Annotated in this window: 26 protein-coding genes; 4 read left to right on the top strand and 22 right to left on the bottom strand. The window is 36.7% G+C overall.

Translation table 11 applies throughout. The features are described 5' to 3' along the window. Window positions 1-100 precede the first annotated feature (100 nt). The 9 genes from B5X51_RS09015 to ruvC form a co-directional block, all read right to left on the bottom strand. The gene (locus B5X51_RS09015) at window positions 101-1,807 is read right to left on the bottom strand and encodes a DUF885 domain-containing protein (RefSeq protein WP_079720856.1); all 1,707 of its coding nucleotides are present in this window, start codon (window positions 1,805-1,807) and stop codon (window positions 101-103) included. Window positions 1,808-2,462: 655 nt separating this feature from the next. Then, window positions 2,463-3,470, bottom strand: a complete 1,008-nt coding sequence (locus B5X51_RS09010; RefSeq protein WP_079720855.1) for a metal-dependent hydrolase — start codon at window positions 3,468-3,470, stop codon at window positions 2,463-2,465. 222 nt (window positions 3,471-3,692) lie between these two features. After that, window positions 3,693-5,471, bottom strand: a complete 1,779-nt coding sequence (locus B5X51_RS09005; protein WP_079720854.1) for a MutS-related protein — start codon at window positions 5,469-5,471, stop codon at window positions 3,693-3,695. Next, window positions 5,464-5,829, bottom strand: coding sequence for an MmcQ/YjbR family DNA-binding protein (locus tag B5X51_RS09000; protein ID WP_079720853.1), 366 nt, complete (start codon window positions 5,827-5,829; stop codon window positions 5,464-5,466). The genes B5X51_RS09005 and B5X51_RS09000 overlap by 8 nt, the downstream gene beginning before the upstream one ends. Window positions 5,830-5,971: 142 nt before the next feature. Further along, on the bottom strand, window positions 5,972-6,586 hold the full coding sequence (locus tag B5X51_RS08995) for a DUF4230 domain-containing protein (RefSeq protein ID WP_079720852.1): 615 nt from the start codon (window positions 6,584-6,586) through the stop codon (window positions 5,972-5,974). 1 nt (window position 6,587) lies between these two features. Continuing rightward, window positions 6,588-6,938: a DUF4260 domain-containing protein gene (locus B5X51_RS08990; protein ID WP_079720851.1), complete on the bottom strand. Its 351-nt coding sequence runs from the start codon at window positions 6,936-6,938 to the stop codon at window positions 6,588-6,590. Next, the gene (locus tag B5X51_RS08985) at window positions 6,935-7,681 is read right to left on the bottom strand and encodes a cyclase family protein (RefSeq protein ID WP_079720850.1); all 747 of its coding nucleotides are present in this window, start codon (window positions 7,679-7,681) and stop codon (window positions 6,935-6,937) included. The genes B5X51_RS08990 and B5X51_RS08985 overlap by 4 nt, the downstream gene beginning before the upstream one ends. A gap of 211 nt (window positions 7,682-7,892) precedes the next feature. Continuing rightward, window positions 7,893-9,101 carry a radical SAM family heme chaperone HemW gene (gene hemW / locus B5X51_RS08980; RefSeq protein ID WP_079720849.1) on the bottom strand — a complete coding sequence of 403 codons (1,209 nt, stop codon included), beginning with the start codon at window positions 9,099-9,101 and terminating at the stop codon, window positions 7,893-7,895. 35 nt (window positions 9,102-9,136) lie between these two features. After that, window positions 9,137-9,736 carry a crossover junction endodeoxyribonuclease RuvC gene (ruvC, locus tag B5X51_RS08975; protein ID WP_079720848.1) on the bottom strand — a complete coding sequence of 200 codons (600 nt, stop codon included), beginning with the start codon at window positions 9,734-9,736 and terminating at the stop codon, window positions 9,137-9,139. 187 nt (window positions 9,737-9,923) lie between these two features. Here ruvC and B5X51_RS08970 point away from each other — a divergent pair, with 187 nt between their 5' ends. Both B5X51_RS08970 and B5X51_RS08965 read left to right on the top strand, forming a co-directional pair. Beyond that, window positions 9,924-11,078: a glycosyltransferase family 2 protein gene (locus tag B5X51_RS08970; RefSeq protein WP_079720847.1), complete on the top strand. Its 1,155-nt coding sequence runs from the start codon at window positions 9,924-9,926 to the stop codon at window positions 11,076-11,078. After that, entirely contained in the window at window positions 11,075-11,350 is a 276-nt protein-coding gene (locus B5X51_RS08965) for a YciI-like protein (RefSeq protein ID WP_079720846.1), read from the top strand. Before B5X51_RS08970 ends, B5X51_RS08965 begins: the two co-directional genes overlap by 4 nt. 281 nt (window positions 11,351-11,631) lie before the next feature. Here the strand turns inward: B5X51_RS08965 and B5X51_RS08960 are convergent, their stop codons facing one another. The 5 genes from B5X51_RS08960 to B5X51_RS08940 form a co-directional block, all read right to left on the bottom strand. Next, on the bottom strand, window positions 11,632-12,198 hold the full coding sequence (locus B5X51_RS08960) for a hypothetical protein (RefSeq protein WP_245828728.1): 567 nt from the start codon (window positions 12,196-12,198) through the stop codon (window positions 11,632-11,634). A 68-nt stretch (window positions 12,199-12,266) separates the two neighbouring features. Beyond that, window positions 12,267-12,662, bottom strand: coding sequence for an ExbD/TolR family protein (locus tag B5X51_RS08955; protein WP_079720845.1), 396 nt, complete (start codon window positions 12,660-12,662; stop codon window positions 12,267-12,269). A gap of 145 nt (window positions 12,663-12,807) precedes the next feature. After that, the gene (locus B5X51_RS08950; RefSeq protein WP_245828727.1) at window positions 12,808-13,887 is read right to left on the bottom strand and encodes a tetratricopeptide repeat protein; all 1,080 of its coding nucleotides are present in this window, start codon (window positions 13,885-13,887) and stop codon (window positions 12,808-12,810) included. A gap of 58 nt (window positions 13,888-13,945) precedes the next feature. Beyond that, window positions 13,946-15,409 (bottom strand): M56 family metallopeptidase, encoded by a 1,464-nt coding sequence (locus B5X51_RS08945; RefSeq protein ID WP_079720843.1) that lies wholly within the window; start codon window positions 15,407-15,409, stop codon window positions 13,946-13,948. Next, the gene (locus B5X51_RS08940) at window positions 15,409-15,771 is read right to left on the bottom strand and encodes a BlaI/MecI/CopY family transcriptional regulator (RefSeq protein ID WP_079720842.1); all 363 of its coding nucleotides are present in this window, start codon (window positions 15,769-15,771) and stop codon (window positions 15,409-15,411) included. Before B5X51_RS08940 ends, B5X51_RS08945 begins: the two co-directional genes overlap by 1 nt. Before the next feature lie 313 nt (window positions 15,772-16,084). Between B5X51_RS08940 and B5X51_RS08935 the strand changes: the two genes are divergently transcribed. After that, window positions 16,085-16,582: a DUF456 domain-containing protein gene (locus B5X51_RS08935; protein ID WP_079720841.1), complete on the top strand. Its 498-nt coding sequence runs from the start codon at window positions 16,085-16,087 to the stop codon at window positions 16,580-16,582. Between the two features lie 104 nt (window positions 16,583-16,686). Here B5X51_RS08935 and B5X51_RS08930 read toward each other — a convergent pair whose 3' ends face one another. The 5 genes from B5X51_RS08930 to B5X51_RS08910 all read right to left on the bottom strand — a co-directional run bounded on the left by B5X51_RS08930 (window position 16,687) and on the right by B5X51_RS08910 (window position 23,102). Beyond that, entirely contained in the window at window positions 16,687-16,986 is a 300-nt protein-coding gene (locus tag B5X51_RS08930) for an HPF/RaiA family ribosome-associated protein (RefSeq protein WP_079720840.1), read from the bottom strand. Between the two features lie 96 nt (window positions 16,987-17,082). Then, window positions 17,083-17,523 (bottom strand): hypothetical protein, encoded by a 441-nt coding sequence (locus B5X51_RS08925; RefSeq protein WP_079720839.1) that lies wholly within the window; start codon window positions 17,521-17,523, stop codon window positions 17,083-17,085. A 79-nt stretch (window positions 17,524-17,602) separates the two neighbouring features. After that, entirely contained in the window at window positions 17,603-20,230 is a 2,628-nt protein-coding gene (locus tag B5X51_RS08920) for a cation-translocating P-type ATPase (protein WP_079720838.1), read from the bottom strand. 106 nt (window positions 20,231-20,336) lie between these two features. Further along, on the bottom strand, window positions 20,337-22,703 hold the full coding sequence (gene ppsA / locus B5X51_RS08915) for a phosphoenolpyruvate synthase (RefSeq protein ID WP_079720837.1): 2,367 nt from the start codon (window positions 22,701-22,703) through the stop codon (window positions 20,337-20,339). A 12-nt stretch (window positions 22,704-22,715) separates the two neighbouring features. Then, window positions 22,716-23,102, bottom strand: coding sequence for a hypothetical protein (locus B5X51_RS08910; RefSeq protein ID WP_079720836.1), 387 nt, complete (start codon window positions 23,100-23,102; stop codon window positions 22,716-22,718). A 167-nt stretch (window positions 23,103-23,269) separates the two neighbouring features. Between B5X51_RS08910 and B5X51_RS08905 the strand changes: the two genes are divergently transcribed. Further along, on the top strand, window positions 23,270-24,541 hold the full coding sequence (locus B5X51_RS08905; RefSeq protein WP_079720835.1) for a cation:proton antiporter: 1,272 nt from the start codon (window positions 23,270-23,272) through the stop codon (window positions 24,539-24,541). On the opposite strand, the gene B5X51_RS08900 is transcribed toward B5X51_RS08905, so the two are convergent. From B5X51_RS08900 to B5X51_RS08890, 3 genes are read right to left on the bottom strand one after another with little or no spacing between them, the layout of a single operon-like run. After that, on the bottom strand, window positions 24,518-25,222 hold the full coding sequence (locus B5X51_RS08900; protein WP_079720834.1) for an LrgB family protein: 705 nt from the start codon (window positions 25,220-25,222) through the stop codon (window positions 24,518-24,520). The two genes, B5X51_RS08905 and B5X51_RS08900, sit on opposite strands and share 24 nt — an antisense overlap. Next, complete coding sequence (locus B5X51_RS08895) at window positions 25,222-25,554, bottom strand: CidA/LrgA family protein (RefSeq protein WP_079720833.1); 333 nt, start codon at window positions 25,552-25,554, stop codon at window positions 25,222-25,224. The genes B5X51_RS08900 and B5X51_RS08895 overlap by 1 nt, the downstream gene beginning before the upstream one ends. Window positions 25,555-25,569: 15 nt before the next feature. Then, on the bottom strand, window positions 25,570-26,343 hold the full coding sequence (locus B5X51_RS08890) for a creatininase family protein (protein WP_079720832.1): 774 nt from the start codon (window positions 26,341-26,343) through the stop codon (window positions 25,570-25,572). Window positions 26,344-26,381 lie beyond the last annotated feature (38 nt).

Raw genomic sequence — 26,381 nt, 5'->3', positions numbered from 1 at the left:
AAGCCCACGAGGCATTCGTTGGAAACAAATTTTTAATTTCGAGGCAAGCCTCGGGGTATCACACCCTTTGGCGGTGCCAATAAATTGAACTGATAGGTTTTTATTTCACCTTTTCAATATACTTCTTAACCCGTTCTTCCAAAATAGGAAGCGTAACCACACCCTGCTCTAAAATCACTTCGTGGAAATCGCGAATATCAAAATCTGGTCCTAAAGTTTCTTCTGCTTTTTTACGTAATTCCCTGATTTTGATCTCTCCAATCTTATAGGAAACTGCCTGGCCAGGCCAGGAAATATAACGATCTACTTCGGTATTAATATTATGCATTGAAAGCGCGGTATTCTTTTCAAAATATTCCACGGCTTCTTCCCTGCTCCAACCCATCGCGTGAATTCCTGTATCAATTACCAACCGGCAGGCACGCCATTGTTCATAGGTAAGTTTTCCAAACAGCTCATAAGGCGTTGTATAAATCCCCATATCTTCAGCTAAAAATTCGGAATACAAGCCCCAGCCTTCTCCGTAAGCAGATAAATACATATTTCTTCGGAATTTTGGAATACTGTCGCCCAATTCGGCATTTAAAGCATTTTGTAAATGATGTCCCGGCACCGCTTCGTGGGCGGTTAAAGAAGGCAAAACGTACAAAGGACGATTAGGCAAATTATAAGTATTTACCCAATAATAACCCGGCTGGGTTTCATTGGAAGCGCCAATATAGCGCCCAGTAGTATATTTGGGTGCAATAGCATCAGGGACTTTGGCTACTCCGTATGGCTTTCTTGGTAATGTCTTAAAATAAGCGGAGAGTTTGGCATCAATACGTTTAGCAATATCACGTGCTTCTTTTAGTAATTCTTCGCCGGTCTTAGCATAGAATTGCTCATCTGTCCTTAAAAAATGAATAAATTCTTCAAAACTGCCATCAAATTCCACTTCAGCAATTATTTTTTTCATTTCTGAATTAATCCGCGCTACTTCGTCTAAACCAATTTGGTGGATTTCTGTTGCCGTTAAATCTAAAGTAGTATAATAATCCAGCCTGTTTTGATAATATTCCCGTCCATTTGGAATTTCTGAAACGCCCAAACTTTTTCGGGTATTGGGTAGATATTCGGTTTCAAAAAATGTTTTTATTCTCTTAAACTGCGGAATCACATTATTGGCAATCGCATTTTCAGCCGCCATTAAAACAGAATCCTTTTGTGTTTCAGAAAGCGTTTTTGGAAGGTTTTCAAAAGGTTCATAAAAATAGCTTTCTTTTGGATCTTCTAAAATCTGGTCACTATACGTAGATTCATAACCTTCAAAAATTACACGGGGCTGAGTATTTCCTTTCTTTAAACCTTCACGTAATAAAGCGAAATGCTGATCTACATAGGTGGGAATAGCATTTAATTTATTCAAATAAGCTTTCACCTGCTCATAATTATTTAAATCTCTAACCTGGTAAGCAAGGCTTAAATGAAATCCAGAATCAGAAAGCAGCGGATTTAGATAAGCTTCGTATGTATAACGATCTACGGTTTCCTGAAGTTTAAACTTCAGCATTTCTAACGAAATTGCTTCGGTTTCACTTAAAGAATCGCCCTTTATTTCTTCGAGTTCCTCCAACTGCTTTTCGGCAAATTCCGCTTCTTTTTTATAATATTCTTCGGTAAACAATCCCAACGGAAATTCTTGGCGATCGTAAGCTTTGTAGTCTTCTATTTTACTTATGATGGAGTCTAATTTTTCTGAAGCTTCCTGTGCAGAAAAAATGGAAATACATAAAAAAGCGAGGGCAATGCTAAACAGTTTTTTCATAAAAAAGTAGAATTTTCAATAAAGATAAGGTTTCTGATGAAATTTGTATGGAATTTGGTTTGCCACCAATACATGAAGCTCCTATAGTATCTTATATTGATCGATTATTGTTCCTACTCGTCATTACGAGCGACCAAGGAGCGTGGTAATCTTTTTATTTAGAAGTTTTTCCCAAGATCTGAAAAGATTGCTTCAGTCGTTCCTTCTTCGCAATGACAACAATTTTGACAGAATAGGTATTTTCTTCCAAGCATTATGAATCTCCTATATTATCTTATAATATTCGATCATCGTTTCTACTCGTTATTACGAGCGGCCAAGAAGCGTGGTAATCTTTTATTTAGAAGTTTTTCCCAAGATCTGAAAAGATTGCTTCAGTCGTTCCTTCTTCGCAATGACAACAATTTTGACAGAATAGGTATTTTCTTCCAAGCATTATGAATCTCCTATATTATCTTATAATATTCGATTATTGTTTCTACTCGTCATTACGAGCGACGAAGGAGCGTGGTAATCTTTTATTTAGAAGTTTTTCTCAAGATTTGAAAAGATTGCTTCAGTCGTTCCTCCTTCGCAATGACGCGCGTCTGGATGATGCTTTAAGAATATACAATTTTTTTATTAAAACAATCGTGAAATCCTGATTTTGAATAATTTAATTCCCTAAAATCCTATTCCCTAGCTGCGACAACAATTCCTTTGCATCTCCTCGCGTTTTTTCAGTTTCTATGGCTTTAATTTCTCCATTTTCTTCAACCAGTTTATAGCTAAAAGCAAAGTCGGCATCTACCCTGGCTATTGGGCTTAAAGTTCCAAAACGAAGATCATTAAAATAGATTTCTCCATCTCTTTTTGAAATGGTATACCAACCTTCTGAAATATCAATAAGCCGTTTTACATTTCGCTTTTCGATCCAATCACCTAACAAATGATGGTTTTTAGGATGTTTAACAAAATCTATTGGTTGTGTATCAAAAATTGAATAGTTGCCTATTAAATATGCATCATCAACCTCCACATTAGCCGACCATAAAACAGCATTTAATGGGGACGGTTTGGTTTCAATTTTATAATAGGCAATCTCCTGATTTTCTAAAGCTTCCGTAAACTTATTAAACGTGTAAAGTTTTAAGGCCGGGGTAATAACCAATAAATAAATACTACTTATTAAGAGGCCAAGATTATTTAGTTTTCTCCTTTTTTTAGTTCCTCTCTCTTGTCGCATCGCCAGGATTAAGAACAGCAAAAATGGCAGCGTGTATAAAGGGTCTATTACAAAAATGTTCTTATATGCCAGGCGGACCTCCAAAGGCCAGAATAACTGAGTGCCCCAGGTGGTATGAGAATCTAGCAGCGGATGCGTAAAAAAGCCCCAAAACATCAACCAGGACCAATTTTGCCAGCTAGCAATAGCTTTCTTTTCTATTTTTGAAATCAGCCATCCAAAAATGGGTGCAAAAAGTATGGAAAATACAATGGAGTGTGTAAAGCCACGGTGAATTTCAATCGCGGTAATAGTATCGGTAAAGGCGCTTGCAAAGGTATCAAGATCGGGAATAGTGCCGGCAATAGCTCCGTAAAGCATCGCTTTGTTTCCTACTTTTTTGCCTAGAACCGCTTCGCCAACCGCTGCACCTAAGACTATTTGTGTTAGTGAATCCATTTATGACTTTTTTCTTCTCTGATTTGTAACTTCTACTTTTTCAAAAGAAAAACTAGATAGTAATAAAGTTTTTAATCACGTCATCCTGAACTTGTTTCAGGATCTAATGCATTGATAAGATCATGTTAGAAGCTGAAACAAGTTCAGCTTGACGAAAATAAGACATTCCATATAATCTCAACTAAAGCTTAGAAAAGGTTCCAAAATCCTTAATTCTAGCATTTAATCATCAACAATCTCCATCTTCCTTAGAAGAAATGAGGCATTCATATTCTGGCAAATTCCGTCTTTAAATTTATAATCAAAATGTAACTCATCGTTAATAATTTCCGCATCAAAATAATGGTTTTTCACCTGGTCTAATTCTGAAGTAATTTCGCATAGACTCAAATCGTGCGTAGCGATAATTCCGGTAGAATTAGAGTTCACCAATTTCCTGATAAACTTTTTAGAACCTATAGCTTTATCGCTACTATTGGTTCCTTTTAAAATTTCATCCAGAATAATAAAATAACGGTCGGTTTTAATTTCGTCTACAATAAATTTTAGTCGCTTTAATTCAGAAAAGAAATAGGATTCGTCGTCACTTAACGAATCGCTGGTGCGCATACTGGTAATAAGCTTAATTGGTGAATAAGCACAAGCTTCAGCACAAACCGGAAGCCCAATATTACTCATTAAAATTTGAAGGGAAACCGTTCTTAAAAACGTACTTTTCCCGGCCATATTGGCCCCGGTAATAATAAAGAACTCTTCATTCCCGATAGAAAAATCGTTCGCAATCCTTTTATCAGGATCCAAAAGCGGATGTGCCAATTTTGTTGCTGAAATTCCTCTTTTTTCTTTTATGATCTCGGGGAAAACATATGCCGGATGATTAAACACAAAATTCCCGAGTGAATTATAAGCATCGGTAAATTCGATTACTTCAAACCAATTTTTTACGTGTTGGCGATACGCCGAAATCCATTTTTCCAGTTTATAGCATTGTCTAAGGTCCCAAAGTAAAAAACCGTTGGCGAAAATTCCAAAAAGCATATTATTTCGCTGGTCTAAGGAATCAATGGCTTTAGAAAATTCTTTAAAAATGGCAGAAGCCTTTTTCTTTTCTGAATGAATAAGCGCCTGGTTATTTTTTAAAATTTCTGAAGAAAATTTTTCCTGTTCCAGGAGTCCCAGTAAAAAATGATATTGATGGAAAGTATCCTGAACTTTACTCACGCTACCCGAAAGTAGATTGATTTTTTTAAGGTAAATCCCGGTAAAGAGTATTCCTGCCAAAAACCACAGAAAAAGATGAATCCCCTTTAAATAATCAAATGAATAACCAGCAATCACTAAAATGGAAATTGCCGAAAACACAGTAGGCAACCATTTTATATAATTCGGAACAAAATTCCTATAATTTTTAAACCATTTAATTACCGTTTTAGATGGAGTTTCTGTCTTTACCAATTCCGCTAAGGCTGTAAACTCCTGTCGCCATTCGGGTTTTGCTGCCAGTTCTTTAACCGCTTCCTGTTTCAGCGGAATATTTTCTATGCTGTTTTCGGTGAAAATGCCGGCCAGTTTTTTGGTGCCTTCGTAGAGTGAGGTTCGATTTGCATATTGAAAAAACGAGCCATGCCCAAATAAATCAATATCCTGACTGTAAGGATGTGTAGGATTTTTAAATTCGCTTCCTTCCGGTAAATCCTGGAAATTTCGGGTTTTTAAAATATCAATCTCCAGTTCATTCAGCTTGATAATTTCCTTTTGTTTATCACTTGCATCTTTTAGATTGCTATGCCGGGAAACCAAAAACAGAAAAAGTGCAATCCCGCCAATAATTACCGGCACGATCACGTTCATATTTCCGAAGAAATAATAGATCGCAAAACATATTATGAGAAAAATGCAAAGCCTGATTAAACTGGAGACCAGCAGTTTTTTAGAGATCTTGCTTAATTCCTGTTGGTGTATTCCTTTCTGCTTTATATAAAATTCTAATGGGTTATTCATCTAAATCTTTAAGTTCTTGTTGTTGTTTTTTGCTTAATCCTGCCTTTACCAATTCATAAGAATCTTCTATTAATTGAAAAATAAAGTCAGGTTTTAAGTGACCATCCAGGATTACGGTGTTCCAATGCTGCTTGTTCATATGGTAACCGGGCAAAATATTATTTTCGTACGCTTCCCGAAAGCTAATGGCTTTTTCAGGATCACATTTTAAATTTACACTAAGCGGAATCGCATCAAGCCCAGCCAAAGCAAACATTTTGCCCATAACTTTAAAAACAAGGGTATCTGGGCCAAAAGGCAAACCTTCGGTCACGCCTTTTTTGCTGATGCAATAATTTCTTAGCGTTTCTATATCCATATGCAATATTGTCATTTCCGCGCAGGCGGAAATCTTAAAAATGTTCTGGTATGTATTAAGATGAAAAAACAATAATCATCTTAGATTCTGACTTCTCGACTCCGCTCGAAGTGACAAGTTCAGAATGACGTACTCCCACAAGCTATTTTTCAATTTTCGCCTGGTTTTTATCTTCTAAAGTCAGCGCGGTATAATCCAGTTTCCAACCAATGGTTTCCACTATTTTTTCCATCAACAAAATAGTGTCCAGCGCCTCTTTTCTGGCCTGATCTAAAAGTCCGCTTTGCGGAATTTTATCTACAATATAGTTTTTGGCGTCCCGGTTAATATCGGTAAGATCAGAGGTGGTAAAAGGATTTGCCCAACCTTCGCGCTTATCGTAATATTTAAAATCTGTCTCTACAGTAAGCAATTCGGGCTGCGGAAAATTGGTGAGCACAATGGTTTTCTTTTCGTTTTCGCTATTCATTCGCACTTTACTAAGATCAAAACCCACGTGCGCTTTGGCATTAACCAAAACAATAGCTTTTTTCTTTCCCAGAAGTAAACTCAGATATTTTTCCTTTAAATTCTCATAATGATAGACTTCAGAAAAATCGCCTTCAACGGTTATAAATTTACAAACACTCCTTATTTTATCCATAATCACCAACGACTGCTCGTTGGTTTTAAGCTTTGATTTCTCACTATTAAACCTGGCAAAAATAAAATAAGCCACAACCGCTCCCACGGCCAACCCGATAAATAAAAACTCCATATTAATTTCCTATTTCTCCCAAATGAGTGAATTTAAAGCCTTTTTCATACTTGAGCCCGTAGCCTAAAATACGATCAAAAGCCGCGTGTGAAAACAAAATTACACCTATTAATTGAAAAACTTCATTTTGCAGGTAAAATCCCAGGAACCATATTAAAATTGCAAGACCTTTATGATGAAAAAGATTATAAATAAAAGCTCCTATTTCATTATTGAAAAGATATCCCAGCATTCCAAAATCTGGTGTAAAAAACAAGACTAAAAACCACCACCAGGCAAAATCTAATTGACTAAATGCGAAAATTCCAAGCACTAGCATGGCCAATTCTTCCAGTTTGAGTGTGATTTTCATAAGAATTTATATAAAACAGGTTTTGAGGGACTGGCATCGTTTTCAAAAGAAGCTATTTGCAGGTTTAACAAGTAATTGGCATCCTCAATAGAATTAGGAACATAAACCAGTTCGGTAATGGTAGCATCAAACCGGGTTTTTTTCGGATAATCCCAAAAGGCCTTGTGCGCCAATAGTTTCCCGCCGTCTTTTTCTTTATCTACAGAGGGCAAATCTATAAGCAGATGTTTTATGCCACAATTCCTAAGGTAAATTGCAGCTTCTTCGCTAAGATAAGGCCAATTTGTATGCGAATATTTTTTAGTTTGTTTTTCCCTAAAATTGGGCAGCGTTCGTATAATTAAAGCTTCAGTTTCGTTAGGCTGAATTTTTTCTTTTAAAACTGCCTCGGAAATCACTTTATCTTCTCCTCTTATTTCAGGCTCTACCGAAATCAATTTAGAAAGAAAGAAGAAAGTTTTCAGCGTTTGATTGATGCTGTAAAATTCCCTGGAAATATGTCCCACACATTCGGTATGCGTCCCGTGAGCGTGCGGATTAAACTGAATATCATTAAAATTAACCGAAGCTCCTTCTGAAACTTTCCCGATGAAATCGCCGTCTTTCACCGGATTTATTTTAGGAGCATCTAAATACCACGCTATCGGATTTTTTTCATCGCCCCTTAGTCCAATGGAAATATCCAAGGGTTTGGAGAGATCGGTTTGGTATGTTTTCTTGTTGAGTTCTATACTTGTTTTCACAAGCTAAATGTATTAAAAACTTTTTGCTCTAACCTATGATGGAAATAGAATAAGATGAGGTTTTCTGGAACCTTATGAAATGGTCATCCTGAACTTGTTTCAGGATCTAAGTTGTTCGTAACTAAAACATGTTAGAAGCTGAAACAAGTTCAGCTTGACGATTATATTTTTTTGAATACATTCTAAATTCTAAGTCAAAAACAAGCTTTTCTTATTCCAGGAAAAACAAATCTGCAGCAATCCCGTCACTTAAAAATTTCCCTTTAGAAGTGATATGATAGATCCCATTTTTTTCCTGAAGTAAATTTCCCTTTTGCAACGGCTTTGCAAGTTCTACAAAGTGAGCTTTGTAATCTTCTCCAAATTTACTGGAAACCTCAGCAAGCTCTACCCCAAATTTTGTTCGAAGCCTTGTCATCACATATTCGTTATACTTATCTGAAAGCGATAAGGTCTCAGTTTCCTGTGGGATTTTATCTTTTTCGAGTGCTTTTATGTAAAGTGGGTTATTGGAAATGTTCCATTTCCTCGAATTTCCATCATAAGAATGTGCGGCAGGGCCAATTCCTAAATAAGGTTTCCCAAGCCAATATGCAGTGTTGTTTTCTGAAAAATAGCCGGGCTTACCAAAATTGGAAAACTCGTAATGTTCAAAACCATTTCCAGTAAGGGTTTCCACCAGGATTTCAAAATGAAATTTAGCGGCTTCATCATCTACCTGTTTTATTTTTCCTTTTTCAATAAATTTCTGAAGCGCGGTATTTGGTTCTACGGTAAGTGCATAACTGGAAATATGAGGCACGCCAAGTTCAAGTGAAATTTCTATATTTCGTTGCCATCGTTCCGCACTCATTCCAGGGATTCCGTAAATAAGGTCTATAGAAATATTATCGAAATATGATTTAGCTAGTTTTATACTTTTTAATGCTTCCTCGGAGTTATGCGCTCGGTTCATCAACTTAAGATCATCTTCAAAAAAAGATTGAACTCCAATACTCAAGCGGTTAATTTCAGAAGCCTTAAGCATTTTCAACTTTTCTTGGGTTAAGTCATCGGGATTTGCTTCCAGGGTGATTTCAGGATTTTCAGCAATCTTATAATTCGCATAAATGGTCTCAAAAATTTGTTGAAGTTCATCCGCTTCCAACAAACTAGGTGTACCACCACCAAAATAGATTGTCTGGATTTCAGGAGAATTGAGTTCATTTTTCCGGAGCACTAATTCCCTACATAACATTTCCACAAGCTTTCCTTTCTTTTTTAAAGAGGTAGAAAAATGAAAATCACAGTAATGACAAGCCTGCTTACAGAAAGGAATATGAATGTATAAGCCTGCAGCCCCTCCCGGCCTCCCCGAAGGGGAGGAGTTATCAGCAATTCCGTATAACAAGTTTTCGCTCAAAATTTTAATCTCTTTCATTAATTCATAAACACCCTTCTTCTAGACTGGGGATTTCATTTTTTCTTTGGGAGCCCAGAGGCTTTCCCCCTTTGGGGGTTAGGGGGCTGAACTCGTGGCTCATTTTGCTTTACAAATGCAGCCCAACCGGAATAGTTTTTTCCCACTTCGGTTCTACCCGAATTGTAAAAATGACAAACCGCGGCTGCAAGCCCATCGGTTGAGTCGAGATTTTTTGGTAATGATTTCAAACCAAGCAAACTTTGAAGCATTTTTGCCACCTGTTCTTTACTGGCATTTCCATTCCCCGTAATTGCCATTTTAATTTTCTTGGGTAAATATTCAGTAATTGGTATTTCTCTTGAAAGTCCTGCGGCCATTGCCACGCCCTGTGCCCTACCCAGCTTAAGCATAGATTGTACGTTTTTACCAAAAAAAGGCGCTTCAATCGCAATTTCATCTGGATGATAAGTGTCTATCAACTCTATGGTACGTTCAAAAATCAATTTAAGTTTCACATAATGATCGCTGTATTTACTAAGCTGTAATTCATTCAGCTGCATAAATTTCATTTGTTTATTTTCCACTTTTATGAGTCCGAAGCCCATAATGGTGGTGCCGGGATCAATTCCTAAAATGATTTTTTCACTCTTCAAAATAAATGTTTCAAATTAAAGCTTACCTAATTTCACGTAGCTTCGCAAAGCTAAGCAATTTCATTTCCTTACTCGCTAAGCCAGATTTCAAATACTCCACAGTTTAGGTATTTTCTCTTTCTACTGTTCTTGAATTTACAGTGATTTGATTTACTTTACAGGGAAATTAAGAATTAAAAAACCGAATATGTTCATCTTTATTATCATCTGTATTTGTTATTCGGTTTTAATGCTAATGCTGCTTTACGGCTGGAAAAAAATTCCTGAATTCTCTTCGGAAAATTCACCTGCGGAAATTCGGTTTTCTATTATTGTTCCTTTTAGAAATGAGGCTAAAAATTTATCGGACTTATTGAATTCCCTGGCCAGGGTAAATTATCCCAAATCTAAGTATGAAATTATCCTGGTGAATGATGAATCTGATGATAATTCTGTGGAGATTATCCAAGAATTTCAGCAGAATCATTCAGGATTAAATATAACACTTTTAGAAAACCAACGCTCTTCAAATTCGCCAAAAAAAGATGCGATTAATACTGCGATTGATTCTGCTAAATTTGAATATATTATAACTATCGATGCCGACTGCCAGGTTCCTGTAAACTGGTTAAAAAGCTATAATGATTTTATCCTTAAAACCGGAAACAAACTTATTGCAGGACCGGTGGCTTTAATTACTTCTACTCCAGAAAACACAAATAATAAGCGCAAAAATATTTTAAGGAATTTTGAGGAGTTAGATATTTTAAGTCTTCAGGCATCTACTGCCGGAGCATTCGGTATCGGGAAAGCCTTTATGTGCAATGGCGCCAATTTATGTTATGAGAAAGATGCCTTTTTAGAAGTTTCAGGGTTTACCGGAAATGATAACATTGCAAGCGGTGATGATGTTTTTCTACTTCAAAAATTTCAACAGGAGAATTATAAAATCGGGTTTTTAAAAAGTAAGGAAGCCATTGTTTATACCCAACCTCAACAAAGTTTTGGCGATTTGGTTTTACAACGAATTCGTTGGGCTTCTAAAGCACCGGCTTACAAAAGTTTATTTGCCAAATTCACCGGAATAAGCGTGCTGTTAATGAACCTAAGTCTTGTGATCGCTGCCTTTTTAGTGTTTTTTCAACTCTTATCTTACGAACCTATTTTGATTATTTTTTTAGTGAAATTTAACCTGGATTTTATACTAATCTACAGCTCAGCTAAATTTTTTCAGCGAGAAACAGTATTGCGAAGTTATTTTTGGAGCAGTATCTTTTATCCTTTCTTTAGCACTTATATAGCAGTGAAATCCCTATTTTCGGACTTTTCCTGGAAAGGAAGACAATTTGAAAAGCAAAGATGAATTATTATATTTTAGATTATACCACCGCTGAAAATTACCTGGAGGAAAGAGAAAAATACCGAAAAGAACACTTAAATCACGCCACCGAATATTTTAATGAAGACTATCTAATACTTGGAGGCGCCATCGATTCGGCAAACGAAGCAGTATTGGTTTTTAAAGCCGACAGTGAGAAAATTGTGGAAGCTTTTGCTCAAAATGATCCCTATGTAAAAAACGGACTTATTAAAAGTTGGTCGGTAAAAAAGTGGAATGTGGTGATCGGGAATTAAATTGATACTGAAAAAAGATCTTCACCTAATTCGTGAATCGCTTTACTCCGCCAGGGAGATTTTGAGTGCTTCCCCAATAAGTCCCGTCCTCTGTCTTTTCAACATATACCTCTACCTTTTTCATAACAGTTTATTTAATTTCGGCCTGTTTTAAACAGGAACTAAAACTATTCAGAGGTAATAGTATTAGTAAAATACATATATAACAAAAACCTAGAAATGACCTGAATAAACAGTCAAAATAAGATTTTGAAATTCCCCCTTCGGGGGTTAGGGGGCTTTTACTCAGCTTTAATAACAATTGGCATTTTAAAAACGGTAGAAACCGGCACACCGCGTTTACTAGCCGGATAAATTTTTGGAAGAGAATCTATACTTTGGTTTAACCACAATCGTAACTCAGGTAATTGGTTGTTTAAGGTAGAATCTATTTTAACCGAATCTATCTCGGGACGCCCAGAACTATTTATTTCCAGGTAAAGATAAAGCGTATCGTCTATAGACTCTGTAACTACCGGCTGCTGTTTAGAAAGATAAGCGTAGATATTTTCAGCGACTTCCCGCTCAAAACATTCCCGCGCCGCCAAAAGTTCAGTTTCGTCCTGGCAGTCTTCAAAAGCCGGGTATTCGTCTACCTCTTTCCAATTAAGCGTTTGGGATTCCAGCTCCAGCACTTCTTCTGAAGAAATTTTCTTGGTCTCAAAATTACAGGAGAAAATTACTAAAACAGCAATTGCAAGTAAACCACGCCGAAACAAATTCAAGAGATTATTATAGAAATAAGGCTTAAATCTAAAAACAGATATTAGAGCATTTAAATCTCGATTATCGAGTAAAGCTTTTTTCATTGGCAAATGCGCTTGGACTTTAAGCAAAAGTAAGGAAAATTAGGAGAAAGCTTAGTGTAATTAAAAACCTAATCTTCTATTGCTTCCAGTTTTAAAGCCTTTATCTCTAACTGCCACGCAGCCTCATCAAGATCCAGACTTTCATACTCCAAATGATATTTATTCGTTTTTGATTTCAAACCTTCCACGGCTCGTAAAAGTTGATGATTTATATCCATAATAAAACCGTGTTTCAGGTTTTTGTCTGCATAAATATTATATACAAGCCGGTTATATTTCATCGCCGACTGTTTATAAACCAAAGCTTTTGTTTCTTCTAAAAGTTCGCTCATGCTCAGCTTTTGCTCTTCCAAATAGATATTTTTATCGGCGTCTACAAAAACATTAATATCAAAAACTTCTTGTGCAAATGCCGAAACAGAAACTAAAAGACTCAAGAAAAATATAGTAATTTTAAATTTCATAGGTGTTAATTTAAAGTGTTTTCAAATGAAGAGATTACTTCACTTTGTTCGTAATGACGTTGAAATAAAGCGAGATATCCAAATTGAAAGAGTTTGAATAAGCCTGTATTGAATAATTCCAAATGCTCTATGTTGGAAAATTAAATTAATTCTCAGCTAAGTGTATTTTTTCTTTTAGATCACTAATCCTGGTTTTTGCCCGATAAAGCATCCCATCGTTTCCTATATTCTCATATTTATTAAAATAGGCCTGGTAATATCTTATCGCGGTTTCATCATTGGCCATATAGTTATCGGCAGCTACGGCGCGCTCATACAAAGCTCTTTCGTGATCGGGATTTTCATCCAAAGCTTTATTAAAGTATTCCAGTGCGTTTTTATATTTTTCCTGCATTTTGTAGGTAAGGCCAAGACTAAAAAACTCGGCATCTACAGGTTGTTTTTTAATAAGAATTGACATCAATAAGTGAGTTTCAGACTTATCTAGATCCCCGATTAAAACATATAATTTCCCGAGCGTGTAATGTGTAGCCGAATTTCGGTCTTCAAAATTCAAAGCTGCTTTATACATCGCTATGGCTTTTCTATATTCACCAAGTCTGTAATATGCAAAACCTAGTTTATTATAGATGAATTCGGTATCCTCTCCCAGTTCAATAATTTTCTCATAATGTGGAATCGCTTCTTTATACAATTTTAAAGATGAATAGGTTTGGGCCAGGATAGAAAGCAAAGAAGCATTATTCGCATTGGCACGAAGCCCTTGCTTACTAAAATGTTCCGCCATGGTATACTGCCTATTTCTCAATTTATCTTTTGCCAGTTTATAAAGTGCTCCCTGGTGCGTGGTATCCAGTATCATCGTATGCATAAAATACCCCATTGCAGTACTCTCTTTTAATTTCTCTTTAATTAAACCTTGCTGAAATTTAAAACTGGCATTTTTAGGATATTTTTCAGATAAATCTTTAAAAAGACTGTCTGCTGCTCCCAGCTTCCCGGTTTTTACCAGTAACTCACCATAATCTACCGCGGTTAAAACGCGATCGGGATTTTGACTTAAAACTTTTTTATAGTTTTTCAGGGCGATTTCGGGTTGCCTGCTGGCCGCATAATTTTTAGCCAGATTTAAGTAGGTTTTTTCTGTTTGAGAAGTTATTTCCTGAAGTTTATTAATAGCCTCAGCATATTCTCCCACGGCATATAAACTGTCTGAAACAGCCAAAGCCGAAGTTTGAGCTTCGGCTTTAAAGGCTAAGATTAATATAATTATGAAACTAACTCTATTCACTGCTACCTACTTGAAAAACTATGGGAAGAGAATACATAACACTTATGTCCTTACCATCTTGTTTTCCCGGCTGCATCTGTGGAATTTCAGAAATTACCCGAATGGCTTCTTCTTGTAAAGCTGGATGTGAAGCTCGCGCTTTTACATCTACTACTTTTCCGGTTTCATCTATTCTAAATTGGGTAATGATGCGGTTTACACCTTTTAGGTTTAATTCTTTACCTAAATTGGTATTAAAATTCATATTTACAAATTGTGAAATCTGGCGACTCATACAATCTTTTCTTTCTTCGTTAGAACTTAAGTCCTCACAACCAGCAAATACCGGCACCTCTTCGATTACTGCAAAAGGAACAGCCTTCGAATTATCTCCTAATTCTGCTGATTTTTCAAAAGGTGGTAATGGAGGTGACGGTGGCGTTGAGCCTTTTTCATTTTGAACCATCGCATCCACAATTTCAAATAATTGTTGCTTTTCAGTATCAGATAATTTCTTACCATCCTCAATAGCCATTTTAATTTCTGCTAATTGTTCAGAAATTGACTGATTATCGTCTATTCCTTCTCTATTTTCAGAACACGACACATAAGTCAGCATTATAAAAAGTAAGGGGAGCACTAGTAAGTACTTGAATTTCGCAATTGTTTTTGATCTTGATTTTTGTAACATAATAATTCGTTTTTTGATTAATGAATGATTAAAAAATTGATTGATGAATGAAATGTTCTGCGTGTTAAACGCGGTGTTTAGCAACTGTTCATAATAGCTGCGTTTGGTTGTAGTTTGAACCACGTTTGCATCGGCGATGAACTCGTGCAAAGCGGCAATTCTACTTTGGTAGATGTATACCAAAGGATTAAACCAAAATAAGATCTTTAAGGCTTCAAAAAACACCAGGTCCAGGCTGTGTTTTTGCTTGACGTGAACCAACTCGTGAGATAAAATCTGTTGTTTTTCGGCTTCAGATAATTTATCGCCTAAAAACACGGTTTTATAAAAGGTACAGGCAATTTTAGAGTTAGGAACCTCAATAATTCGAAGCTCTTTATCTTCAGAAATTCTTCGGAAACGAAATAAGTGATTTAAGTTTTGATATTTTTTCAGCAATAAAACCAGGCTAAGTATCACACCCGCAACATAGGTAACCAACCACCAGTTTATTTGTAATCCCTGCTCCTGCACTACATTTACAGCAGGTAATTGCTGAATATTCTCCGGTTGACCGCCAATATAAACTTCGGGGAGCAAAACCTGTGAAAGTGCAGAAATAGATTCTGCCGGCACCAGAGCCGATAAACTTTCAATTTTCAATAAAGGCAGCAATAGTGAAATTAGCGGTGTTACTAATAAATACAGCCGATTTATCGTAAAAAACGTCTCTTTTTTTAGCAGTAGTTCATACATCAGCAAAAAACCGAGTTGGAACAATACCGCCTGAATTATATACTGTAACATTATTGCTCTTTTTTATTGATTTCCTTTAAAATCGCTTCCAGGTCTTTAGTGTTCATATCGTTCTTTTTCATAAAAAAGGAAACCATACTTTTAAAGGAGCCGTTAAAATAATTGTTCATCAGTTTATTGATGCTTTGATTGCTATAAGTTTCACGCGCCAAAAGCGGAAAATATAAATAACCCTTTCCCTTTTTTTCGTGATCTACAAAACCTTTATCCTCCAATATTCTCACAATGGTAGAAACCGTATTATAAGCCGGTTTAGGCTCGGGCATTTCCTCGATAACAGAAGCGACATTAGCTTTCTCCAATTTCCAGAGAATTTGCATAATCTCTTCTTCAGCTTTGGTTAGTTGTTTCATAGTTAATGTTTGTCATTTCCGTCCCTCTAGAAATCGGGATAAACTCTGGCGGAAATCTCTTATTATATTCATTTGTCATTCCCCAGCAGGCGGGAATCTATATCCAAATCTTTAATTCTTATTACACGTCAAGCTGAATTCATTTCAGCTTCTAGGATGAATTGCAACTAGATCCTGAAACAAGTTCAGGATGACGTAAAATTCAAATTCAACACTGCTAATATAAACTAACATTTTAGTTTAACCTAATCTTTTAGTTGAAAAATTCTTTAAAATTCATCTATATTTGAACATCAAACTATATAAATGCACTATGGATCTACTATTATTTGGAGTTGGAGCGGTTTTAATGATCCTGGGGATCCTGGGAAGCTTTTTACCGGTATTGCCCGGGGTACCGCTTAGTTGGCTAGGGTTACTACTACTTTATTTAGCACCATCAGTGCCAATAAATTACTGGGTTTTGGGAATCGCTTTTATTCTTGCTGCAATAATTTATGCCTTACAGCTTATTATTCCGGCAATGGGAACTAAAAGGTACGGTGGTAGTAAAATGGGAATGTGGGGAGCTACTATTGGTTTGGTAATAGGGATTTTCGTCCCAATTCCGCTAGGAATAATAATAGGAGCATTTGCCGGAGCATTTATTGGAGAAATAATTAATAAATCTGATTCTAAATCGGCTTTGCGGGCAGCCTACGGATCTTTTATTGGCTTACTTGCTTCTACCTTTATGGAATTGGTAGTAGCGGTAGGTTTTTTAATCTTCTTTAGCTATAAAGCCTGGGAGTTTAGGAATTTGATCTTTTAAAAAAGAGAGACTGTTTAAAATAATTAAACTTCAACTTGGGGGTATTGAAATTTACCCAAAAGAATGATAAAATTCCTAATTTTCAAACAGTCTCCGCAAGCATCCTAATGGGCTACAAAAACAGCTTTACGTTTTTTAAGTTGCTGTTCCAGTTCGAAGATGGTCTTTTTGATGGCTAATTCAAAACTTTCTTCTGTAGAGGAAGCAAAAATTCTTGGTCCTGGAGCACTTAGCTCTATTTCGCAAATTTTCGACTTTCCTGTAGGATCATTTTCTTCTTTAAAATAAACTTCGGCTCTAATAAGCCATTCATATTTTTCTGATAATTTATCTAGATGTTCTGATACAAATTCAGTTAAATCCTGGTTTCCTTTTGTTTTTATAAATTGAATGTTGATGAGCATATTAGTAGTAGTTTTAAGTTAAAGCAAAGGTAAGTTCAAGGCTGTTTTTAAAATATGACAACGGTCACTTTGCCTTGTTTAATATCCCCAGTTCTCTTAGGAAATCTCGGGAAGCTTATCGGTGTCTTTTATATATTCCGTTATTTTAAAAAGTTCTAATCGGTTTAATCTAAAAGCTTTTACAAAACTGGCAATCTCGTCTTCCAAGTCTTCGTGCTCTTGTCTAAAAACCTGGGAGTCATCTACTTTCTCCAAAATCATTTTTCCTATTTGCTGTCTGTGCTTATGGGTTCTATCTAAAAGATCTTCGCCATGCGTTCTAAGTTTTAACAATGCATTCTTCATTTTTGCAGCTATTCTATAGTTTTCGTCTTTATCTATCCAAATAAAGTAGCTATCTAAAAGTTTATGCAGAAAATTGATATCGTCTTTAAAGAAATACAAATCTGAATTCCAATGTTTGGTAAGCGCATAGAGCTGCTCCATATTGGCCTCTGCAATAAAATCGCCTTTAGGCCTTTTCCTGATGCTTTCCATCTTTTTAAAATTTTAAGTTCCATTGAAATTAACATATACTGAACTAAAAAAATATGATTTCCGTCAGTCCCCAACAATATCAGTTGGCTAGTTTTAAATGCTTCAGTATTTGCGAAATCACTAGCGAAGCGGTACCAAAAACAATTACTACTAAAAAATGGTTTACAGAAAGAGGCACAAGAGATAAGACTTCAGCCATCACAGGAATATGGTAGACTATTACCATAACTAAGACTGAAAAAGCCGAAGCTGCCCAAACCCATGGGTTGGTGGTCACCTCATTTTTTAGAAAAGATACTTTTCTTCCCGGAAGGTTAAAAACATTAAGTAATTGCGCTAAAATAAGCGTATAAAAAGCAATATTATTCACCTGAATCGCACTTAGCCCCATCTCAAAATGGGTATAAGCCACCACACCAATCACAGCAGTTGTAATACTTAAGCCGTAAAGAACTGTGGCTCTCCAGAGTTTTTTGGTTAAGATAGGTTCTTGAGGATCCCTGGGAGGGTCTTTCATAACATTTGGATCTCCTTTCCCTACGCCAAGTGCCAATGCCGGAAAAACATCAGTTATAAGATTTAGAAAAAGAATTTGGAGCGGCAGTAAAGGCATGGGTAAATTACTCAAAGAAGCCAGCGCTACCGAGATTATTTCTGCCAGGTTACATGAAAGTAAAAAGATTACAAATTGCCTGATATTTTCAAAAATGGTGCGGCCCTGCCGTATGGCAAGTTCTGTAGAAGTAAACTTATCGTCCATTAAAATCACATCAGCAACTTCTTTAGCGGCTTCTGTTCCTCTAATTCCCATAGCAATACCAATATCGGCTTTTTTTAGAGCGGGTGCGTCATTTACACCATCGCCAAGCATCCCCACAATTGCTTTATTTTTTTGATAGAATTCTACCAAATCCAGTTTTTGACCCGGAACCATCCTGGCAAAAATTCCCGCTTCCATTAAAGTTTTTTGCCGGTATTCTGTTAATGTTTTTATATCTTCTAGCTCAGAGCCTTTTATCACCATTTCAGCAGGTGCATCTTCAGGAATAAGCCCTACTTCCTCTCCTATTTTTCTTGCCGTATCTGGGTGGTCTCCAGTAATCATTACCACTCTAATTCCGGCGTTTTTATAAGTTTCAATAGCTTGTTTAATATCCTTTCGAGGTGGATCTAAAAACCCCAGAATCCCAACAAATGTGAGATTTTCCATTAAAGTTTCCTTATCTGGGTCTTCTTTACTTTCTTTATAGGCAAAAGCCAAAACCCGCATCCCTTCAGCAGCAATTAATTTCGCCTGTTTTTCCCACTTTTCTTTATCTTGAAACTCTTTAGGCCCTTCTTTCGTTAAAACTAAATCGCAAGATTCCAGCAAAGCTTCCAGTGCGCCTTTTACACATACCAAAAAGTTATCTTCACCGCGATGAACTGTGGCCATCTTTTTGATTTCAGCATCAAAAGGAACTTCCTGTATCCTGGGTTTTTTTTGCTGAATTTTTTTATAATCAAACCCCATTTCAGCAGCAAATTCTACCAGAGCGATCTCTACTGCGTCTCCGGCCATTTTGCCATTTTTTACTTTTGAATTATTGCAGAGACAACCAATATCAATCAACTTTTGAAAAGCTGGGTCTTTTTTGAAATTTTCAGCTTCGGTAGCAGGGAATTCTGAAGAACCAAGTACTAAATGATGAACGCTAATTTTGTTTTCGGTAAGTGTACCGGTCTTATCGGTGCAAATTATCCCTGTTTCACCTAAAGTTTGAACGGCCTCCAGTTTTTTAATTATCACGTTCCGTTTAGAGAGCCGAAGCATGCCTCTAGCCAGCGCGATAGTTGCTACAATAGGCAAACCTTCTGGAATCGCTGCCACTGCTAAGGCGATCCCGGTTTCTATCATCAACATTAGATCTTTACCTTGAAAATAGCCGGTAACTATAATAATTAAGGCGAGAAATAAGGTAAGCCAGATGAGCCATCTGCTCAATCTTTTTAGTTTTTTCTCTAAAGGTGTACTTTCTTTTTTAGCACCACTGGTTAGTTCACTAATGCGCCCTATTTCGGTTTTGAGGCCTGTGGCCACCACAATTGCTTTCGCATTTCCCCTAACCGCAATAGTACCTTTATAAAGCATATTTTTACGATCTGCCAGCGCAACTTTACCCGAAAGGCCCTCTATACTTTTTTCAATCTGATTGCTCTCACCCGTAAGAATGGCTTCTTTTACCGCGAAACTTTCAGTTTCCAGCATTCGGCAATCGCCGGGAATAACATCGCCACTTTCCAGAATTACAATATCGCCGGGAACCAATCCTGCCGCCTTGATTTGTTCTTCTTTTCCATCGCGCAAAACATTGGCATGCGTTTCTACCATTTTCTGTAAAGCCTCTACCGAGCGAAGCGCTTGCCATTCCATAAAAAAGCCAATTAAGGCGGTAATAAGAATAACTATTAAGACAGCGGTACCTTCTAACCATTCGCCAAAGAAATAAGCCAATGCCATTGCAGCAGCCAAAATATAAATTATGGGATCAAGAAATTGCTCTAAAAATATAAGCCCGATATTTTTAGATTTTCTCTTTTTTAAACGATTATAACCGTGTTCTTCTAATCTTGATTTAACTTCAGAACTAGCTAATCCTTTATTGGGATCTACATTAAATTCCGACAGGATTTTTTCAACAGAGAGCGTGTGCAGATCTTTAGACATTTCATAGTACTTTACTCGATAATCGAGATTAAATGATCCGGGGCTTGCCTAGAAATCAGATTATATTTTCCAATATCAATGCGTCTTGAGCTTACTCCAAAGTTGTTTACTGCACGGCCTCGGCCTTATTAATATTTTCTATTCCTTTTAAAAGCGCATCAGGATTAAATGAAATACTATTTATTTGTTCTTTTATCAGAAATGAAGCGAACTCCGGAAAATCACTTGGTGCCTGCCCGCAGAGTCCTATTTTCTTCCCGACTTTACGGGCTTTTTGTATCGCTGTGGCAACCATTTCTTTTGCAGCAGCATTATTTTCATCAAAAACACTTAGCATTAATTCTGAATCGCGATCAACGCCAAGCGTTAGTTGTGTTAGATCGTTAGATCCTATGGAAAATCCGTCAAAGTGTTCCGCAAACTCCTCCAGGAGAATTACGTTAGAGGGAATTTCAACCATCATATAAATTTCAAGAGAATTCTTTCCGCGTACTAATCCGAATTCTTTCATGAGCTCGATTACGGTTTTCGCTTCTTTTATCGTTCTGCAAAAAGGAATCATCACTTTTAAATTATCAAGACCCATTTCTTCCCTCACTCTTTTTATTGCTTTGCACTCAAGCTTAAAAGCTTCTTTATAATTAGGGTGGGAATAACGTGCCGCACCTCTCAAACCAAGCATAGGGTTTTCTTCTAAAGGTTCAAATTGACGACCTCCTATTAAGTTTGCATATTCGTTACTTTTAAAATCGCTAAGTCTAACAATCACTTCTTTTGGGTAAAAAGCTGCAGCCATTACGGCTATTTCCCGGGATAATTCTTCAATAAAAAAATCACGCTTATCTTTATACTGCCAGGTTAGTTCTTCAATAGTTTTTCTTGCTGTTTGCTCCTTAACCTCATCATATTTTACCAAAGCCATAGGATGGATTTTTATTTTATGGGTAATTATAAATTCCATTCGCAGCAAACCAATTCCCATATTTGGATAAAAAGAGAGCTGAAAAGCCCTGTCTGGATCTGATAGAATAAATTTTGCTTCTGTTTTTGGGAGAGATATTTTCTCAAAATCAATTTCCTTAGTATCAAATTGCAGCGCACCTTTATACACAAACCCGGTTTTACCTTCACAGGAAACAGTAATCATTTCGCCGTTTTTAATTTTTGTAGTAGCATCGTTTGTTCCCACTATTGCCGGCACACCAAGTTCCCGCGCTACAATTGCCGCGTGACTGGTTCTACCGCCTCTATCGGTTACTACTGCGGCTGCCAATTTTAATAGCGGGTCCCAATCTGGGCTGGTGTTATTAGTAATTAAAATCTCACCAGGATTTAATTTATGTCCTTCTTCCGGCGACTTTAAAAATCGTGCTTTACCAGCAGCAATACTGGAACCAATAGCACTTCCGCTGGTTAAAATTTCGCCTTTTTGCTTTAGGTGGTATTCAATATAAAAACGTTTATCTTTCTCTTTATGTACTGTTTCTGGCCGGGCCTGAGTAATAAAAAGTTTATTGGTTATACCGTCTTTTGCCCACTCCACATCCATTGGGCGATTGTAATGCTTTTCTATTAATAAAATCCATCGGGAAAGTTCAATCACCTCATCATCATTTAACACAAAACTATCCTGTTTGTCAAGGGGCGTTTCAATATTTACGGTTGAAGAATGGCCGCTAGATTCGGCGTAAACCATAGAAAGCTCTTTGTGTCCCAGTTTCTTCTGAATAATAGGATTTTCAGCTTTATCAATAGTTGGTTTAAATACATGAAATTCATCAGGGTTCACCAGTCCCTGCACAATATTTTCCCCCAAACCCCAAACTCCAGATATATGAATAATATTCCTAAAACCAGATTCGGGTTCGAGACTGAAACCAATTCCAGAGCAACCAATATCAGATCGCACCATTTTTTGTACCCCTACCGAGAGTGCTATATTGTGATGCAAAAAGCCCTGATCTTCCCGGTATTTAATAGCCCTATTGGTAAAAAGGGAAGCAAAACATTTCTTAACCGCATCAAGTAAAGCTTCGTTTCCTTTAATGTTTAGAAAACTTTCATGCTGGCCGGCAAAACTCGCACCGGGTAAATCTTCAGCCGTGGCACTGCTTCTTACAGCAACTTGAATATTTTCTCCTTCTCCCAACTCTTTATATGCTGAAACAATTTCTTCAGAAAATTCTTCGGAAAACTTTCCAGCTAGAATTAGTCCCCGGGCTTCAGAGCCAATATTACCAAGATTTGTATAATTCTCCGTGTCAAGTTTTTTCAACAGGTTTTTTATATCCTCTTCAATATTATTCGACCTTATAAATGCCCAAAAACCTTCAGCAGTAGTGGCGAAACCATTGGGCACCAAAACACCCTCTGAAGATAACTCGTTGTACATTTCGCCCAGGGAAGCGTTTTTACCACCTACCTTAATTACATCTTTTATAGAGATTTCCTTAAATTTTTTAATGAATTTCATAAGCTTATTATTTTAGTGTAGCACAAGTTCATAGCCCATATTCAGTAGGAAAATCCCCAATAGAAAAAGCAATACATAAATGGTCTGTACAAATTTGAGGTTAAGTACAGTAAGTTTACGTGTAGTAGGTTCAGGAAAGACAAAGAGGCCAAGACCTATAAAAAGTGAGGTCCATCCCAGGATAGTAATTATAAATTTCCAGCTAAGCTCCCAGATATTGTGAAAAAGAATATTTAGTAAACCAATAAGTATAGCAGCAAAAGCTGCCAATATCAAGAACTTTTGATCTTTTAAATCTTCAAAGATCTGTTGTATTCGCCTGGGATTAAAGCTCAGTACAAAAAAGAAGATAAGGAGATACCAACCCCAGAATTTAGCAAGAAATAAGGAAGTTTCCATTTTTTACAAGCATTGGTTATTCTCTCAAAGTTAACCTGTAAAAAGGAATTTTAATATGATAAATATCAGCTGATTAAGCAATAATCCATCTCGTTTGAACTGTTAGATTTTTGTGAAAAATATAAGTGTTTTAAGAAGGATCAATTAAAAAAGTTAATTTTAAATATATGAAAGAACACTACTGGATCTTAGCGGGAATAGGTTTCACTACGCTTATTATGGCCTGGTTGCCATCAATTTCAAAACGAATAAAAATTAGCGGACCAATAATCTTACTCCTTATTGGATTTTTACTATTTACTCTAGGATTACCAATAGACTGGCCAGATCCTTTATGGGCCGACAAAGGTCTTATGTATTTCTCTGAAATGATCGTAATTATCTCCCTGATGGGCGCCGGTTTAAAAATTGGTAATAATTACAGCTTTAAAGCCTGGAAAAGACCTTTTTTATTGGTTTTTCTAACTATGCCGCTTTGTATAATTTCGGCATATTTTCTAGGGCAAAATTTCCTATATTTAAGTGTTCCTTCTTCTTTGTTACTTGCAGCCGTTTTAGCTCCCACCGATCCTGTTCTAGCTGCTGAAACACAACTTGACGATCCCGAAAGGGAAAAAGAATATAAAGGGAAAATAAGATTTGCGCTCACCGCAGAGGCCGGTTTAAATGATGGGCTTGCTTTCCCTTTTACCTATATGGCGGTCTTGGTAGCCCAGGCGGGTAGTTGGGCAGCATTTGATTTTTCTGACTGGATGCTGGATAAATTCTTTTTAAAAATTATAATTGGCACTATAGCCGGTTTTGCCATTGGCCGATCTATAGGATTTTTACTGGATAGAGTTCATAAATACACCGGCATTAAAACTTTTGATGGTTTTCTTGCACTTTCCATCACACTATTTAGTTATGGAGCCACAGAGCTTATACACGGTTACGGCTTCCTGGCGGTATTCTTTACAGGCTTAAGCCTGCGTCACTACGAGAAAGTTAGTGGAGATTATAAAACAAAAATGCACGATTTTATTCACGAAGTAGAACGTTTGCTCCTGGTTGTTTGGATCATTCTCTTTGGAGCTTCTATTATGAACGGTATGCTTAGCCTTACCGATTGGCGAGGCATTGTTTTTGCTTTCGCTTTTATATTAATTATTAGACCCGTTGCCGGAATAATAAGTATGATTGGGATAAAAGATAGTTTTAAAAATAAGCTTGCAATTAGTTTCCTTGGAATTAAAGGAATTGGTTCGGTTTTCTATCTTTCCTGGGCTTTTGTAGAATTTGAAGGCTTTGAGCATAAAAATGATCTCTACGCTATTACCGCTTATATTATTTTAATTTCTGTAGTTCTCCACGGACTTACCGCTCCATCAATTATTCAATATTTTAAGCGGAAAACTGAAAAAGGCGAAAACGAATCAGGTGAAATTCCCCAGAAATAATGCCAGCAAATATGGAGTAAGAAGTGCAGTGATAATTCCGTTTACGCACATTGCAAGTCCGCTGTAAACACCTGCCAGTTTACTTTCCTCAAAAGCTCGGGCGGTGCCTATACCATGAGCTGCAGTACCAAGTGCAGTACCAATAGCAATTTTACTTTTTACCCCTAATTTCTTCAGAATAAAGGGTCCAAAGGCGTTACCAAAAATGCCGACCGCAATTACGATTCCCGCAGTGATTTCCGGAATTCCGCCTGCAAGCTTAGTAATTTCAATAGCAATTGGTGTCGTAACCGATTTTGCTGCGAGCGATTCGATAATAAACCCGGGAACTTTTAAAAGCATAAGGAAGATAATAACTGTTACAATTCCGCTTATTCCGCCAACTGCAACTGATAGCAAAAAGACTTTTAAATTCTGTTTTACTTCTTCATATTTCTCATAAAAGAAAACTCCAAGTGCAACCACCGAAGGTCCCAGAAAGAAACTAATAAACTTACCGCCCCGATTATAATCTTCAAAATCAATATTGAAAATCAATAAAAATGAAATGATAAATAAAATAGCTAACAAGACCGGATTCAAGAGTACATAGTCAAACTTTTGGCGAATTTGACGGCCGCCAGCAAAAGCAATAATACTTATAAAAACTCCAAAAACCGGCAATTGAAAAAATTCTTGCATTATCGCTCCAGTTTTTCAATAATAATTGCGGAAATATAAAGAGTGATCACGGTGCTGGCGATTACTGCTATTGAAATTGGCATCCAATAATCTGCAACAATTTCAAAATAAACCATTAACCCTACACCGTAAGGGATAAAGAAAAGGACCAGGTACTTTATAAGTTTATCTGAAGCGGGTTTTACATCCTGAAGTTTTATTATTTTAAGCCGTAGTGCTATAAAAATCAAGAACATTCCCAAAATATTTCCTGCAATTGGAATTTCAAAGAAATAGGTGATTAATTCACCCAAAAGTAAAAACCCAAAAATATAAGCTAAGGCTTTAAGCATTGATTTGTCAAATAATTAGTGATACATATCCTCTAGATTAGCCGAGTGTAATTCTACAAAGAATTCAGCGATCATATCGGTGGTTTTTTCAAAGAAAATTTCTCCTTTTTCAGCAGTTGCAGCTTTTGGATTTCCCACCCCTGTATCTTTGGTCACGCTAGTCCATTCCCGCTGTGCACTTGCCCAACCTTCTTTTAAAGCTTTAATCTTAAAAGTTTTGGCGCTTCCATCTCCTGCTTCCTCAAGTGGCAAAACCAACTCGGGCCGTAAATGCATAACTGCTGCGGTTTCCAATTCTCCGGCGTGATCTCCAGGTTCATTAAAATAAGGAGTTGCATCTGTGGTTTGCCACCAATTTACCGAGCAAGCAAATAACTTAGGATATTCAAGACTTAATTCCCTAATCATTTGCTTAAAATTATTTCCGCCGTGAGCGTTTAAAATTACCAGTTTATTAATCTTATGCTTTTGTAGAACCTGAGCTACATCTTTTAGGATAGCATATTGGGTGCTGGGATTAAGGTTTACACATAATTTCACATCCATTTGCCCGGTATTTACTCCAAAAGGTATTGTAGGCAGAACCACTGGCTTGGCTTTCTTTCCCCATGCTTTTCCCGCAGCATTTATCGCAGCTTCTTCGGCAAGAATATTATCGGTAGCATACGGCAAATGATAGTTATGTGCTTCAGTAGCACCCCATGGTAAAATTGCCACACTAAAATCTTCATCTTTTACATGCTTCCAGTTTGTTTCGGCAAGAACATAAGGCCTGATTTTTTTTTCCATGCGCTAAATTTGATTTAAAATTAGCAATTCTGTTTCTT

The sequence above is a fragment of the Salegentibacter holothuriorum genome (assembly GCF_900168045.1).
Classification (GTDB): domain Bacteria; phylum Bacteroidota; class Bacteroidia; order Flavobacteriales; family Flavobacteriaceae; genus Salegentibacter; species Salegentibacter holothuriorum.
The sequence above is the reverse complement of the archived record's forward strand: the minus strand, read 5'-3'. Positions and strand labels throughout refer to the sequence as shown.